General features: G+C 41.1%; 16 protein-coding genes. 6 read left to right on the forward strand and 10 right to left on the reverse strand.

The window, feature by feature from the left end; translation table 11 throughout:
• Positions 1 to 65: 65 nt before the first annotated feature.
• The gene (locus FC33_RS05220) at positions 66 to 1,403 is read right to left on the reverse strand and encodes an MATE family efflux transporter (RefSeq protein ID WP_057827571.1); all 1,338 of its coding nucleotides are present in this window, start codon (positions 1,401 to 1,403) and stop codon (positions 66 to 68) included.
• Between the two features lie 105 nt (positions 1,404 to 1,508).
• On the opposite strand from FC33_RS05220, the gene FC33_RS05225 reads away from it, so the two are divergent.
• Positions 1,509 to 1,889, forward strand: a complete 381-nt coding sequence (locus FC33_RS05225; protein WP_057827572.1) for a type II toxin-antitoxin system RelE/ParE family toxin — start codon at positions 1,509 to 1,511, stop codon at positions 1,887 to 1,889.
• Positions 1,890 to 1,894: 5 nt separating this feature from the next.
• On the forward strand, positions 1,895 to 2,371 hold the full coding sequence (gene greA, locus FC33_RS05230; protein WP_057827573.1) for a transcription elongation factor GreA: 477 nt from the start codon (positions 1,895 to 1,897) through the stop codon (positions 2,369 to 2,371).
• A gap of 21 nt (positions 2,372 to 2,392) precedes the next feature.
• Here the strand turns inward: greA and FC33_RS05235 are convergent, their stop codons facing one another.
• Positions 2,393 to 2,935 (reverse strand): TetR/AcrR family transcriptional regulator, encoded by a 543-nt coding sequence (locus FC33_RS05235; RefSeq protein WP_057827574.1) that lies wholly within the window; start codon positions 2,933 to 2,935, stop codon positions 2,393 to 2,395.
• A 219-nt stretch (positions 2,936 to 3,154) separates the two neighbouring features.
• On the opposite strand from FC33_RS05235, the gene FC33_RS05240 reads away from it, so the two are divergent.
• From FC33_RS05240 to FC33_RS05250, 3 genes are all read left to right on the forward strand, one after another.
• Positions 3,155 to 4,651, forward strand: coding sequence for an MDR family MFS transporter (locus tag FC33_RS05240; RefSeq protein ID WP_057827575.1), 1,497 nt, complete (start codon positions 3,155 to 3,157; stop codon positions 4,649 to 4,651).
• 3 nt (positions 4,652 to 4,654) lie between these two features.
• Positions 4,655 to 5,422, forward strand: coding sequence for a DUF4811 domain-containing protein (locus tag FC33_RS05245; protein WP_057827576.1), 768 nt, complete (start codon positions 4,655 to 4,657; stop codon positions 5,420 to 5,422).
• A 229-nt stretch (positions 5,423 to 5,651) separates the two neighbouring features.
• Positions 5,652 to 5,900: a hypothetical protein gene (locus FC33_RS05250; RefSeq protein WP_057827577.1), complete on the forward strand. Its 249-nt coding sequence runs from the start codon at positions 5,652 to 5,654 to the stop codon at positions 5,898 to 5,900.
• A gap of 40 nt (positions 5,901 to 5,940) precedes the next feature.
• On the opposite strand, the gene FC33_RS05255 is transcribed toward FC33_RS05250, so the two are convergent.
• Positions 5,941 to 6,432 carry a hypothetical protein gene (locus FC33_RS05255; RefSeq protein ID WP_057827578.1) on the reverse strand — a complete coding sequence of 164 codons (492 nt, stop codon included), beginning with the start codon at positions 6,430 to 6,432 and terminating at the stop codon, positions 5,941 to 5,943.
• A 60-nt stretch (positions 6,433 to 6,492) separates the two neighbouring features.
• A complete protein-coding gene (locus FC33_RS05260) occupies positions 6,493 to 6,735 on the reverse strand; it encodes a PspC domain-containing protein (protein ID WP_057827579.1) in 243 nt (80 codons plus the stop codon).
• 204 nt (positions 6,736 to 6,939) lie between these two features.
• Here FC33_RS05260 and FC33_RS05265 point away from each other — a divergent pair, with 204 nt between their 5' ends.
• On the forward strand, positions 6,940 to 7,194 hold the full coding sequence (locus FC33_RS05265; RefSeq protein ID WP_057827580.1) for a hypothetical protein: 255 nt from the start codon (positions 6,940 to 6,942) through the stop codon (positions 7,192 to 7,194).
• A gap of 31 nt (positions 7,195 to 7,225) precedes the next feature.
• Here the strand turns inward: FC33_RS05265 and FC33_RS05270 are convergent, their stop codons facing one another.
• From FC33_RS05270 to pnuC, 6 genes are all read right to left on the reverse strand, one after another.
• Positions 7,226 to 7,690 carry a MarR family winged helix-turn-helix transcriptional regulator gene (locus FC33_RS05270; protein WP_057827581.1) on the reverse strand — a complete coding sequence of 155 codons (465 nt, stop codon included), beginning with the start codon at positions 7,688 to 7,690 and terminating at the stop codon, positions 7,226 to 7,228.
• Positions 7,691 to 7,742: 52 nt separating this feature from the next.
• Positions 7,743 to 8,489 carry an RNA-binding cell elongation regulator Jag/EloR gene (jag, locus tag FC33_RS05275; RefSeq protein WP_057827582.1) on the reverse strand — a complete coding sequence of 249 codons (747 nt, stop codon included), beginning with the start codon at positions 8,487 to 8,489 and terminating at the stop codon, positions 7,743 to 7,745.
• A gap of 584 nt (positions 8,490 to 9,073) precedes the next feature.
• On the reverse strand, positions 9,074 to 10,465 hold the full coding sequence (gene dnaB, locus FC33_RS05280; protein ID WP_057827583.1) for a replicative DNA helicase: 1,392 nt from the start codon (positions 10,463 to 10,465) through the stop codon (positions 9,074 to 9,076).
• Between the two features lie 137 nt (positions 10,466 to 10,602).
• A complete protein-coding gene (rplI, locus tag FC33_RS05285; protein WP_057827584.1) occupies positions 10,603 to 11,052 on the reverse strand; it encodes a 50S ribosomal protein L9 in 450 nt (149 codons plus the stop codon).
• An 11-nt stretch (positions 11,053 to 11,063) separates the two neighbouring features.
• Positions 11,064 to 13,088: a DHH family phosphoesterase gene (locus FC33_RS05290; RefSeq protein WP_057827585.1), complete on the reverse strand. Its 2,025-nt coding sequence runs from the start codon at positions 13,086 to 13,088 to the stop codon at positions 11,064 to 11,066.
• A gap of 220 nt (positions 13,089 to 13,308) precedes the next feature.
• Entirely contained in the window at positions 13,309 to 14,079 is a 771-nt protein-coding gene (gene pnuC, locus FC33_RS05295; protein ID WP_057827586.1) for a nicotinamide riboside transporter PnuC, read from the reverse strand.
• Positions 14,080 to 14,179 lie beyond the last annotated feature (100 nt).

Here is a 14,179-nt window from a genome sequence, read left to right on the forward strand (position 1 = left end):
AAACATTAATTCTTTTTTATTACGCACGAACAATATCTTAACATAAATTAGCCGGTTTCTCGAACTTATTTTTCATTTTGTTGCATCCATTTATGAAAATCACCGCGGTATAACAGCAAACCGATTGCAAATGTAATCACATCGGCAACTGGTTGCGCCCAAACAACCCCATGGAAACCGAAAAATGCAGAACATGCAAGCATCGTGATCAGGTAAACAACTCCTTGCCGCGCAAACGACATTGTAAATGCACTCCAAGCCTTTCCAGCTGATTGGAAAACCGTTGTAAATACTAAGATTGCGCCGATAAATGGCGTGGTTGTCAAACATGCCCGCAACATGTAAGTTCCAAGACTGACAATGACCGGTTTATTCATGAAAATTTTGATCAAGAACGGGGCAATGATCATCAAAAGAATTGAAAAGACGATTGCGTAACCGACTTCGATCAGCAGATCAAAGTCAAGGGCTTCCTTGAACCGTTTAACATTCTTCGCCCCGTAGTTATATCCAATCAATGGTTGCGCTCCAAAGGCAAAGCCGACCATCACTAAGGTAACGATCGAGGCGATCTTTTGCGTAATTCCCATTGCAGCCACCTGATTTGCTCCATAAGCTGCTAAGAAATTATTTAATAATGCAATTCCGAAACTTTGCATAAGGTTTGTAATCGAACCGGGAATTCCGATCGCTAACACTTCGCGAAATTCTTTCCAATTAATGTGTGCCTGCTTAATGTCAACGTTAATGTACTTGCAGTCGCGAATGGTGTAATAGATCAATAACACTAATTCAAGAGCATATCCAAGAAGGTTTGATAATGCGACGCCGGCAGCGCCCCACTTCAATCCGAAAATAAAGATTGGATCAAGAATTAAAGATACAACGATGCCATAAACCGTTGCGAGCATACTTTGTTTGGCTAATCCTTCTGTCCGGATCAGATTCGTTGGCGTCAGTGATGTAATGATAATTGGTGCGCCGAAAACGTAGACCCGGTAAAAGGCTGCTGCATACTGATACGTTGCCGCCGTTGCCCCAAGCATATGCAACAATGGCTTTTCAAAAATCAACAGCAAAACCGTTACGACGATTCCCAAGCCAATTGAATAGTAGAAACATGCACTGCTGGTCCGCGCACTGCGATCATGCTCCTTTTGACCAAACAACCGCGAAATCACGGAACTGCCGCCGATCCCAAAAATATCGCCTAAAGCTAACATAAACATGAACAGCGGAGTACAAACCGTAATTCCCGCAACTAGGTCCGTATTTCCCGTTTGCGCAACGAAAAAGGTGTCCGCCAAGTTATATACCATACTGGCGAGCATCCCCATTACGACCGGTAACGAGATCTTGAAATAGACCTGTTTAATTGGTGCTTTTTCAAATAGTTCTTCCACGATATTCTTCCCTTTCCGCGTCGTTTTCATTATTTTTCAACGACCATGATATAATTAAAATATATCATGCTATGTCAAGTTTCAATTTTAGAGAGGATCTTTGAAATGGCAATCTACCTGTATGAAGATAATCGCGGAAAAGTCCTATTTTTAGACTGGTATCGCAAAATTCGCGAAAAGGACCAAAGTATTTACCGCAAAGTCAATGACATGCTGACTCAAATGAACGAACAAACCTTGCCGCTTACCCGGCCAACGGTTAAACGAATGATCTTACGGCTTCCTTACCGGCATTTATACAAAATTCGGTTAGGCAAATACCGGTTGATGTTCATTGCCCAAGACGGGGATTACTTTATCATGCACGCTTTCCGCAAAACGACCCAGAAAACTCCTGATAAAGAGATTCATAAGGTCGACCGCGAAATCAAACAGCACCATTACATTCCGCTGAAGCGTAAAATGCTTGAAGAAAGTGAAGGTTAAATTTTATGGCTGACGTATATTTTCAAAAAATGACGCCGGAAGGCCACCAGCAAATCGTTGACGAAATTGAAGCGCTCAAAGCTGACCGGCCGGCTAAAATCAAACAATTGCAAGAAGCCCGGGCGCTTGGCGATCTATCTGAAAACGCCGAGTACAGTGCTGCTAAACGGGACTTGCGCCACCTTGAAAGTCGGTTGCGTTATCTCAATAAACAACTGCAATATGCTCAAGTAATTGAACCCGAAGATAACGGTGAAGTTGACATTGGAACTGACGTTGAACTTCGTTTTGAAGATGACAACGAGACTGAAACATATCATATTGTCGGTAAACAGGAAGCCAACGTTGACGAGCAAAAAATTTCATTCGATTCGCCGATTGGACGCGCAATCATGCATCAAAAAGCCGGCACGACCGTCGATGTCGTTGCTCCGGCTTCGTCATACCAAGTTACGATCATTAAAGTGAGTGTAAACAAATAGTGGATGAGCAATGCTCATCCACTATTTGTTTAAATTCTTCTTTAAATACTTTTTGGCTTGAACAACCATCCATGCCATGTCAGCGGCAATCTGTTCATCGCTGCCCTCAATCTCACCGTTAATGTATGATTCAAAAACGCCTCCGATCCCGGCCGCAATAAAATGCTGAATTGCCGGGTCAACGTCTGTTCCATACTCTAATTGCAATCGTTGCAAAACATAATATTGAATTCTCTTCCGAATTAATGCCGAGGCTTGACCATTGTAAACGCGTTTAAAAAATTCCCGATGTCTGCCAAGCATTGCCAACGCTTCCCGGTAAAAGTCAATCGGTTTTGCATCTGGAATCTGACGGACATTTTCACGAAACGCCTCAAAATGTTCCTTTAAAATTGCATCTAATAAGTCATACTTATCCTTGAAATGCAGGTAAAATGTCTTCCGTTCAACATCTGCTGCATCGCAGATCATCTTGACCGTAATGTCAGCAAACGCCTTTTCCTGAATCAATTCACCAAATACTTTTTTGATTCGTCCAGTTGTGCGTGCAACCCTTCGATCCATCCTATCCTTTTCTCCTTTTCAATTATTTTCATACCCTAATAATATCTTTTCAAAAATGTTGCAATTCTAATTTTCATGTTCTATTATATATAAGTGTAATAAGAAACACAAGTGTAATTATATACATGTGTTAATTAATTTTAAAGAATTTCGTTTTTTAACAAATTCTTCTTTAATTTAATAGATAATAAAAATATTAATCATATAGGAGGTCATTTTATGAGCAACGCAAAAAACAAGCGTGCCTTGGATATAAATGGCAAGCCTTATAGCCGTGGTTTACTTATGTTGGTAATCATCATCGGGCTATTCGGAACATTCTTAGCCGGAACAATGCTTGCGACGGCATATCCAACTTTAATGCACGACTTTAACATTAAAGCCAGCACCGTTCAATGGTTATCAACCGGATTTATGCTGGTTACGGGAGTTATGATCCCAATCACTGCATGGATGATGAACCGGTTCAGTTCAAAGAAACTTTACATTATTGGAATGGGCCTGTTCTTTATCGGAAATATTATTTGTTTCTGTGCAAACAGCTTCGCCATGCTTTTAACGGGCCGGATCGTTTCAGCCCTTGGAGGTGGAATTTTAACTCCATTAGGACAGTCAATTGCGATGTCAATTTTCCCACCTGAAAAACGGGGGACCATCATGGGAATGGTCGGAATCGCCATTGGGGTTGCCCCTGCAATTGGGCCGACCCTTTCAGGATGGATCATCGATAACGCTAACTGGCGGATGATTTTCGGGGTTACCCTTCCATTCATCGGATTAGACTTGTTATTAAGTTTCTTCTTTATGAAGAAGGTTTTGCCAACCAAGAAACTTAAACTGGATGTCCTTTCAGCAATTATGGCCGTAATTGGCTTTGGTTCATTGCTTTACGGAACATCTGAAGCCGGAAATGATGGTTGGGGATCAATGGTCGTTATTGTTTCGATCATCATTGGTGTAATCTTCATTGCATTATTCAGCTGGCGGCAATTTAAACTCGAAACGCCATTCTTGGATCTGCGTTTATTGAAGAACTGGCACTTCTCATTGGCTTCATTATTAGGTTCAATTGCCCGGATCGCTTTAGTTGGAGTTGAATTGGTTCTTCCGCTTTACATCCAAATCGTCCGTGGCGAATCAGCATTCCATTCAGGTTTGATGCTTCTTCCAGGAGCCTTGTTAATGGGATTGATGAGTCCAATTTCAGGGATCTTATTCGATAAGTTAGGTGCCCGGACATTGGCAATCACCGGGTTGACCTTATTAACATTGGGAACATTCAATTTCACCACGTTAACAACTTCAACGCCAATTATTGAAATCGTTGTGTTATACGCCGTTCGGGTAATGGGAATTACCTTAGTGTTAATGCCATCAACAACGGCTGGTTTGAACTCATTGCCACTCAATAAGATGAATGACGGAACGGCCATCAACAACACGTTACGGCAGACTCTTGGGGCAATTGGAACGGCGATCTTTACAACGGTTTACTCAAATATTCAAAGTGCGCAAATGCCTGGCAAGTCATTGCTTCACAGTGCACCGCTTGAATACAAGCACCAAGCAATTACCGCTGCTTTAAATGGATATCACGGAGCATTCTTTACCGCCGTTGTCTTTGGGTTAATTGGATTAATCCTTGCATTCTGCCTTGAAAAGAACGCCGGATTAGTAAAAAAAGACGTTAATCAAAAAGTAACAAAGGAGGCTTAGAAAATGGTTTTATGGATATTACTTATCAGTATGGTGCTTTTTGCCGCAACCTTTATCGGATTAGTTAAAAAGCCAAAACTTCGTTATCCAATTTCGATTTTCTTCTTACTCCTTGCAGGTGCATGTTCAGTTTCATTGATGTTGAATGATTCGCATCACCTTGGAATGAAGAATATCACTGAAACGCAAACAAAAACTTTAGTTTCAACGACGGGTAACAACAGTCCGTTAAAACTGACCGTTTATAAAGCTCTTGGAAATGGCAAAGAAAAGGTCTTTGTTTATCGGACAGCTGATCAGCCAAATAAGAATCAAAAGACCAAGATCGATTACGATGTTACGACTAAGGTTGAACACAGCAATGTTCAAACCCCGCAAGTCGTCATCCAACGGAGTCGTTACACATATAAGAACGATTTTTGGAAGACCCTGTTTGCCGGCTTAGGCCTGAATAAGGAAACCCACCATTACACTTACATCTTTAAGGTTCCGCAAAATTGGCTTGTCTTAAGCACCAGCCAATTACAGGCAATGAAAAGTCAGGAAACCACTGCAAAAGCCCAAATCAAAGATCAAGTGAAGGCGCAATTACCAAATCTGGTTAAAGCCCAAATGATGCAGGAATTGCAAAAGAATCCAACAATGAACGCTCAACAAAAAGCTCAATTGGAAAAACAAGTCACTGCGCAACAAGAAAAGCAACTCGTTGCTAAACTTGAACAGCAGATGATGGGCAAGTTGATGCCGCAGTTGGAAAAAGAATCATTATAAGATTAAAGGAAGTCGTGAATTGATCACGGTTTCCTTTTAATTTTATATTCGTTTACTCATTTTCATTTAACATCATTTTAATAATCAAATTCGAAACGTTACGAATGTTTAAAGTTATTAATATTTTTCTTAATATCGTCCTTTTAAAGGTGTTTAAAATAGTTTTATCTATATCTTTTTTGTACAATGGGAAAGTTGTTTAAATACTTACTGTCAAAGGGAGTTTACAATGTACGTTTTACTTGATGATCAAAGAAACGTTCTCATTGACGAAATTGATTATGTAACGGGAGAACATCATCAACTTTTCGTCGCACCTGAACGAATTGATGCGATCAATTCATACCGCAATAAGAAAGCGCGCATCAAGAAATTTTTCCCATGGTACTCATTTGAGAGCGATTATCATTTAGTAAAAAAGAGTAAGTGGCTTCGAAATTTAAACCATCGTTTATCTTTACATAAAAATGCGATTTAAAAAACGGCTGTGACTCACATCACAGCCGTTTTTGTTATATTTACATCGGCCGGTATGTCTTAACGACCGGCGTGGCATTGCCATCATGGCCAAATTGATTCATTTGATTTGAACGTTCATTATTCCATACCATAAAGGTATTTTCATCTTCCCATGCATTGATCAATAAAAATTCGAAATTATCTTTTTCAGAATGAACCATGACACTTGAATTCAAACCGGTTGGCCGTTTAGCTTCTGAAACCCATGACTTGAAAATTGATTTGAAGACCTTTTGTTCATCTTCGTTAAGGGTCACGTAACGGCATTCAATGTAGCCGCTTGGTTCATTTTGATCGCCAACGACCCCTTCGATCGTATAGTTTAATCCTGAATGGAAAATCGTCTTCTTGCCAGAATAATCAAGCAACATATATTCTGAATTACTGTCCGTTTCTAAAAACAATTTAAACTGCCGGTCCGGATGATCAGCGATGATCTTTTTTAATTCTTCCAATGGTCCAAATGTTAGACTAATTTCTTGTGTCATCATTTCTCAAGCTTCCTTTCACAAACCATTCGTTTTCATTATAGCATTCCTGCCAATTAAAATTTATCGATCTTTTTCACGAAATTCGCCCTCGATAATATTCGGGTCATTCGGACTAGGCATTACAAGCGCCGCAATTAAATACAGTAATGTTCCTGCAAATACCGTTCCCGGAAAAATAATCAAGAATGCGCCGATGATCCGCGTAATTGCCTTATCCCAGTTGAAGTATTCAGCAATTCCGCCAAAAACTCCAAGAAAAACCTTATCGTTTGATTTTGTTAGCCGTTTCCGTTTCTTTCGCATAACCTCTCCTCCTTGCTTCCATTATATGATTTTTGAAATTTAAAACTCAAATCTTTTTAGTCCTTCTTATTTTTCAAACAATCATAACTAATAATGGAGAATTTTTAATACATAACGCATATGTTCTTCACATCTTTTGAATACGATAAAAGTGTCGCAAAGGCGACCAGTTACTCATGGATTAAATAGAATTGAGATGTTAATATGGACAATCAAATGAATATTGAACACAACCAGGACATCGTATCAGCTCAAATCACTAAAATCTTAAAATCACGAATCTTTTTGAAGACCGAACACGGAAAAACGATCGTTGTTGAATATCCGCGGAAACAACGTAAAAATCATCAAACAAAACAGCTTTTTACCCAGATTTTAAAAGATATCTGGCATCACCACTTATGGATTCCGGTCAACCAGCGGACAAACCAAATTTTACAGTATGACTGGTTAAGCTAAATAAAAGGCTAGGACAACTCGTCCTAGCCTTTTATTTATGGTCTTCTAATGTATTATTCAAATCATCAAGTTTAGCCGCAATGCGGTGTAAAAGCCCCACACTGGTCGTATATTCATCCGAATCCATATCAATCAATCGGAATGAATACGAAACAGCTTCCTTGACGCTTTTTTCCTTTTCCTTTGCCATTGGAGTTAATTCCAAGTAGACCCGCCGGCCATCAACCCCTGACCGGGTCCGTGTTATCCACCCGTTATGTTCCAACCGTTTTAATAAGGGCGTCAGCGTCCCCGTATCAAGATTTAATCGTTTACCGATCTCCTTGATCATCATCGGCCGCCGTTCTTCCCACAAAACCAGCATCGTAATGTATTGCGGGTAAGTCAAACCGAATTGCCGTAACGCTTCGCTATAAAACTTATTGTAACTTTTCTGAGCTGAATAAATTGCAAAACACAATTCATCTTCAAGGTGATATGGTTTATGGTCTAACATGATAAATCCTCCAAATTATCCTCCAATATTTGAATTAATCCCTATAAATCATCTATTTAAATTTGGGTGCGATCACAATGTAACGGTATGGGTCGTTTCCATGCGATTTCGCCTTAACATGTTTATTTGAAGCAAGCGTTTTGTGCACGATCTTGCGTTCCATTGCTGGCATCGGGCCTAACTTAAACGCCCGCCGTTCAACGATTGCCCGTTCTGCTAAATCGGCCGCGATCCGTTGCAATTCTTCGCGCCGCCGCTCACGGTAATCACCGACATCAAGGATCAACCGGTAACGCCGTTTGACCTGCTTATCAAAACAGGCTTGGGCCAAAATTTGCAAAGCATTCAATGTCCGCCCATGCTTGCCAATCAGCAATCCTTGCTGATCGGTATCAAAGTCAAAGTACACGTTGCGCCGGTCAACTGTCACTGAGATCTCAGTGTCGATTCCTAACTGACTGATAATGTCATCCAGGTAATTACCAACGGCTTGAACGACATCGTCAACTGATTCGTCTTCCGTGGCAGTTTCATCCTTAGGTGAATCTTTTACCGGTTCATCTTCACTTTCATGAATCTCCGCCGTAATTTCATCTTCTAATTGATTTGAATATTGATCATCAATCTGATCATCGGATTCAAGAACCGTGATCTCAACTTCCGCTGGCTTTCTTCCAATTCCTAAAAAGCCCTTGCGTCCTTCGCTGATAACAGTCACTTCAACTTGATCACGGCCAACCTCTAAATCTGCTAAGCCTTTGCTTAAAGCTGCATCAACGGTTTCACCAGAGTATCTCATTGCGTTCCCTCCGTATGTAAATCTAATTCCATATTATAACCTAATCACGGGATTGTGCAAAATCATGGTCCGGTATTTTTTGATTGCTGAGGGTACAAAAAAAGGACCGTCATCCGTCCAGTCCTTGCCGCTATTTTTCCGTCAACTGTAATAGAATTGAGATTGCTTCTTGGTAGCTGACTTGGTTTTGGTTCATAACTTCCTTCACTAATTCTTCCGTTGACATTTTACTTGAAATCGTCACTTTCAAAGCCCCCACACTACGAACGTTTGTTTGTTTTGATCACTACTTGATTTATTTTAGCGCGGTTTTTTCTAAAAAAAAAGCCCTAAAATTATTTAAAAAATTTTACTTGACAGGATTATCAGCGTAATTCTGCCCGTTTGCCCCTGGTAAAAAAATTTTTGCCAAAATAAATTTCTTAGTTTTTATTAATATTTGGTAAAATGCCGGTCTATCAACATTCAGCATTCAATTTATCTCAAAATTATTCATTTGAAAATCAGCGTGAAAACATAAAAAGCCTATCATTCAATAATCAATGATAAGCTTTAAGTTTGATTATAATTAAGATATTAATTAACTATACCATTTCCTGCCGGGCGGAAAGGTTCGCAAATTTGTTGTGCGACTTAATGAACAGCAACTTAACCGTTCCCCGCGCTCCAGCCCGGTTCTTTTCAATGATCAATTCAACTTCACCTGCATCTGGATCATTATCTTCTGCCGGTGAATCAGCTTCATCGTCGTCGCCGGCATCCGCCCGTTCATAATAGTCATCCCGGTACAAGAACGCAACGATATCCGCATCCTGTTCGATTGATCCTGATTCCCGAATATCTGACAATACTGGCCGTTTATCCTGCCGTTGTTCAACCCCCCGGGAAAGTTGTGACAACGCTAAAATCGGCACATTTAATTCCTTTGCCAGCTTTTTCAACTGCCGGGAAATTTCAGAAACTTCCTGTTGCCGGCTTTCTTTATTCGAACCTTCGATCAGCTGCAGGTAGTCGACAACAATAAAGCCGATTCCGCCTTGTTCCTTGGCTAATCGCCGACATTTTGCCCGAATCTCTGACATTTTGATTCCGGGAGTATCGTCAATGAAAATGTTGGTGTTCGCTAACGTTCCAATTGCGACCGTCAAATCATTCCACTCATTGCCTTCAAGATTTCCATCCCGTAAATGGTTGGCATTGATTCCGCCTTCCGCACAAATCATCCGGTTAACCAACGATTCGGCACTCATTTCAAGGGAGAAGATCGCAACGTTGGTATTTGATGCCTTCCCGACATTTTGCGCAATATTTAACGCAAACGCCGTTTTCCCGACGGCTGGACGGGCAGCAAGAATAATCAAATTATCCGGTTGCAAGCCGGAGATCATCTTATCAAAGTCATGGTACCCCGTTGAAAGGCCCGTAATTTCATCATCGCTTTGGGCAAGATCCTGAACCTTGACTAACGCTTGGTCTAAAACTTGACTGATTGGTTTAAAGCCGGCACTATTCCGATTTTCAGAAACATCCATGATCTGCCGTTCAGCACTTGCTAAAATATCGTCGACTTCTTCATCGCCGTTTTGGGCTTCATTTTTAATGTTATTAGCCGTATTGATCAACCGCCGTAAAGCCGCTTTGCCTTGAACGATTTTCGCGTATTCCCGCACGTGACTGCTTGATGGAATGTTGCTTAATAATTCATCAAGGTAAACTGCTCCGCCGGCATCCTCAAATTGATTTGACCGTTTCAATTCGTTTGAGACCGTCAACGGATCGATCTTATCGCCGGCATCATCCACGGCGATCATTGCTTTAAAAATCACTTGGTTTGCACGGTTATAGAAGTCATCGGGAGTCACAAACTCAATTGCTTCAGCCAACGCATTTTCATCAAGAAAAATTGACCCTAAAACCGCTTGTTCTGCCTGAGCATCGTGCGGCATCACATTTTCGATTTCTGAATTATTATCCACCGAACTGTTTCCTTTCTTTTTAAGTCGTTATCAAAATCATAACGCAAATTTGATTTCGCGCCAATCCATTTCATTCAAATAAAAAAGAAGGCGTGACCCACGTCACAACCTCCTCATAATCCAATTTCAAAGCCTTTTTACTGTTCGGCAATGTGAACCCGAATCTTAGCTGAAACTTCATTATGAAGCTTAACTGGAACATTAACGTAACCCATTGAACGAATTGGTTGAGCAAGTTCCATTTTGCGCTTATCAATTTTAATATCATATTGCTTTTGCAGTGCTTGAGAGATTTGCTTTGAAGTTACTGAACCGAATAAGCGGCCGTCTTCACCGGCTTTGGCCTTCAATTCAACAACGTATTTTCCTGATTCAAGCTTTTCTTTCAATGCCTTTGCTTCGGCTAAAATTTCAGCTTCCTTTTTAGCTTCGGCTTTTTGTTGTGCGCGTAGTTGACTCATTGCAGCTGCATCAGCCTGTTTAGCCTTTCCGCTCTTAATTAAGAAGTTGGCGTAACCGTCTGCCATGTTTTTAACTTCACCGCGTTTTCCTTTACCGCGAACATCTTGTGTAAAAATTACCTTCATTGTGATTCCTCCTAGTCTTCCGTTTCAGGTTGAGGTTCTTCGTCTTTATTTAAAATTTCAAGCACCTTTTCACGCGCGTCAAGCACACTAATGTCTTTGATCTGGGTCGCAGCGTTCGCAAGGTGCCCGCCGCCGCCCAGTTCTTCCATGATGACCTGGACATTGATCGTCCCGTCACTGCGGGCTGAAATTCCAACGGTGTGTTCATCGCGCCGGGTAATCGCAAACGTTGCTTGAATCCCGCTGACTTGTAAAAGCGAATCGGCAGCTTGGGCAGCAATTACTGAATCGTAGATCTTGTCATCTTCACCAACACATAACGCAACATTATCAATAAATTCCGTCCGGTCGATCAAATGGTTCCGTTGCATGTAGCTTGATTCGCTTTCCTTCATGAAGTGCCGGGCCATTGTCAGGTCAGCCCCCATTGACCGCAAATAACTTGCTGCGTCAAAGGTTCGGGTCCCGGTTCCTTGAGAGAATGACTGCGTATCAACGATGATTCCCGTCAGCATTGCCGTTGCTTCCAGTGAATTGATCGGTTCACTATCACGTGATTGGTATTCGAACATTTCAGCGATCAATTCGCACGTTGAACTTGCATACGGTTCAATGTATACCAAAATCGGATTTTCAGGGAACTCTTCGCCCCGCCGGTGATGGTCGATAATTACGACCCGGTTTGAAAGCCGGTCATACAGTTCCTGACTGATTGAAATCGACGGCTTTGAATGATCCGCCAAAACAAGCAAGCTGCTTGGCGTGATCTTTTCCAACGCCTCAGCCGGTGAGATAATACTTTCCTTAATTTCAGGATACTTTCCAAGTTCATCGACCAGCCGCTGAACATCTGAATGAATGTTATCTTGATTCAAAATGATCCAGCATTTCTTGCCATTCATCGCTGCGATCCGGCGAATTCCGAGACAAGCCCCAATCGCATCCATATCCGGCCGTTTGTGGCCCATTACAAAGACTTGATCAGACTGCTTCAACAATTCGCTCAAGGCTTGGGAAATCACCCGCGCCCGAACCCGTGTCCGTTTAGCCATCGGGTTCGTCTTTCCGCCATAGAACCGGGCTTCGCCATCCGATTCCCGGACAACAACCTGGTCACCACCCCGTCCAAGGGCAAGGTCCAAGTTGGATTGCGATAATTCGGTCAATTCGTTTAAGTCGTCTTCACCATATGCAATCCCGATACTCAACGTAATCGGCGAATTACTCTTAAAAGTCCGTTCCCGAATCTTATCAAGAATCGAGAATTTTTGATGCTCAAGTTTTCGCAATGTTCCCGTATAACCGATCATAACGTAATGATCTTCATCAACGCGTTTCAAAAACATTCCAAACTTTTTGGCCCAGTCTGAAAGCGCACTGGTAACAAAGTTGCTCAGGTTTGAAATATCCTTATCGCTCATCGCCTTTGAAATTTCGTCGTAGTTATCCAGGAAAATCTGCCCGATCATAACGTGTGAATCGTCATACCGGCGTTGAATCTCAGCGTAATGGGTAATATCCATCATATAAGCCACGCCAATGTCTTTTTGAATCAATAAATCAAAATCATGGTCATGCCAGTGAATCCGGTGGCGTTCCTTATCATCATAGTGATCCTGTAAAATCGTAGCAAGAGCTTCATCCAGGTCGCTGATCTTCTTGCCCAAAACATCTTCTTTGCCGAAATACCGTTGCATGTACGGATTGATCCATTCGATCTCATACTTATCATTAAAGAAAATCGTTCCGATCGGCATCCGGATCAAACTGTCTTGGCCACCACGTTTTAAACGATAAGACAGATCTGAAATATATTCACTTGTTTCTTCCTGTAAGTGTTGCAACATTGTATATGCAACTGCCATCGCAGCAATTGCTAAAACTAAAACAATTATCCCAACGATTGGACTTATAAAAAATGCCAGTCCATCACTTACAATTGCTAGTCCGAGAATAAAGAGTGCAATCAGCCGCATCCGTCTGTCTTGCATAAATCCCGGGATTCGCCAAAGTTTTTTTGACTTTCGCTTTTCCATAATTTCCCTCGTTTTAATTCATAATCAAAAATTAGCAATAAACTTCCATTAAGTATTTTACCACATTCTGGAATTCCATCAGAATCTCCCGGCCAAAAGCCTTAAACTACAAGAAAAAGCCCCGAATAGTCGGAGCTTCTTCTTGGTTATGAGTTATTTGATTGTTCTTAGTATACAATTCATTAATTCGTTTGTCATTGAATTTAATAAATTTTTATGATTAATTTTCATGCGCCTTTTCTGTCCGGAACCAGCCTTTGCGACTAAAGAAAGCATACATGTCATTCAAGAAGAAAATTGAATAACTGAAGATCAACGCAAAATTGCCGGCGCCTTGAAGCATCGTTTGGATCCACAATGCAATCGTGATCACCGATGATAACGTCCAAACAAAATATTGTTCCCGCTTCCGGTTAAGTTCAAGCAGGGATCCAGTAACCGACATTGCTAAACTCATACTATCAAGGAAGACCCGCGGATCATTGGTTAAACTGAAAATATAATGCAAAGCCGCCCACGCAATCAAGAAGAAGATGCCATACTTGATCCAGTCAAACCAACTATCAAATTTTTCAGCTTTAATATCATCATTCCATTTCGGATCTAAGATACAAAAAATATCAAGGAATAAAATGTAACCGATCTGTTCCCACGCATTAGCATAGTTATGTGCAATGAAGGCGGTCGTTGCAATGCAGATCGCACTTGTTAATCCCGCCCAGCCTTGAATTCCTGAACGGTTTGAAATTCCGATAACACATGCAACTGAAAGGTTCCCGCCAATAAACGCAATGATTGAAGTTACTGGGTGGGCACTAAATGACTGAACCATTGACCACACTTGTAAAATAAAGTTAAAAATCAAAAGACCATAACTAAACCAGCCCCATCCGCGGCACTGATCGATCAACCATTTAAAATAGCCTTTCCGAAAAATGTTTTTTGAATATTCTGGTAAGTGCGTCAGCACATCTTTATAACGACTAAACATCGAATCAACTTCCTTTCCATTTTTAAACAACGTTCCCCATTATACATACATGTTGTGTTTCAATCAACTAAAAAATCTATATATTGTGTTAATCATCTTT

The organism is Ligilactobacillus aviarius subsp. aviarius DSM 20655 (assembly GCF_001436315.1).
Lineage (GTDB): Bacteria > Bacillota > Bacilli > Lactobacillales > Lactobacillaceae > Ligilactobacillus > Ligilactobacillus aviarius.

Excerpts from the sequence above, each read along its gene's own strand:
- greA (WP_057827573.1), top strand. The coding sequence starts at position 1,895 with ATGGCTGACGTATATTTTCAAAAAATGACGCCGGAAGGCCACCAGCAA.
- FC33_RS05270 (WP_057827581.1), bottom strand. The coding sequence starts at position 7,690 with ATGTTAGACCATAAACCATATCACCTTGAAGATGAATTGTGTTTTGCA.
- FC33_RS05255 (WP_057827578.1), bottom strand. The coding sequence starts at position 6,432 with ATGATGACACAAGAAATTAGTCTAACATTTGGACCATTGGAAGAATTA.
- FC33_RS05290 (WP_057827585.1), bottom strand. The coding sequence starts at position 13,088 with ATGGAAAAGCGAAAGTCAAAAAAACTTTGGCGAATCCCGGGATTTATG.
- FC33_RS05240 (WP_057827575.1), top strand. The coding sequence starts at position 3,155 with ATGAGCAACGCAAAAAACAAGCGTGCCTTGGATATAAATGGCAAGCCT.
- FC33_RS05260 (WP_057827579.1), bottom strand. The coding sequence starts at position 6,735 with ATGCGAAAGAAACGGAAACGGCTAACAAAATCAAACGATAAGGTTTTT.
- FC33_RS05265 (WP_057827580.1), top strand. The coding sequence starts at position 6,940 with ATGGACAATCAAATGAATATTGAACACAACCAGGACATCGTATCAGCT.
- FC33_RS05225 (WP_057827572.1), top strand. The coding sequence starts at position 1,509 with ATGGCAATCTACCTGTATGAAGATAATCGCGGAAAAGTCCTATTTTTA.
- FC33_RS05235 (WP_057827574.1), bottom strand. The coding sequence starts at position 2,935 with ATGGATCGAAGGGTTGCACGCACAACTGGACGAATCAAAAAAGTATTT.
- FC33_RS05245 (WP_057827576.1), top strand. The coding sequence starts at position 4,655 with ATGGTTTTATGGATATTACTTATCAGTATGGTGCTTTTTGCCGCAACC.
- rplI (WP_057827584.1), bottom strand. The coding sequence starts at position 11,052 with ATGAAGGTAATTTTTACACAAGATGTTCGCGGTAAAGGAAAACGCGGT.
- FC33_RS05250 (WP_057827577.1), top strand. The coding sequence starts at position 5,652 with ATGTACGTTTTACTTGATGATCAAAGAAACGTTCTCATTGACGAAATT.
- pnuC (WP_057827586.1), bottom strand. The coding sequence starts at position 14,079 with ATGTTTAGTCGTTATAAAGATGTGCTGACGCACTTACCAGAATATTCA.
- jag (WP_057827582.1), bottom strand. The coding sequence starts at position 8,489 with ATGAGATACTCTGGTGAAACCGTTGATGCAGCTTTAAGCAAAGGCTTA.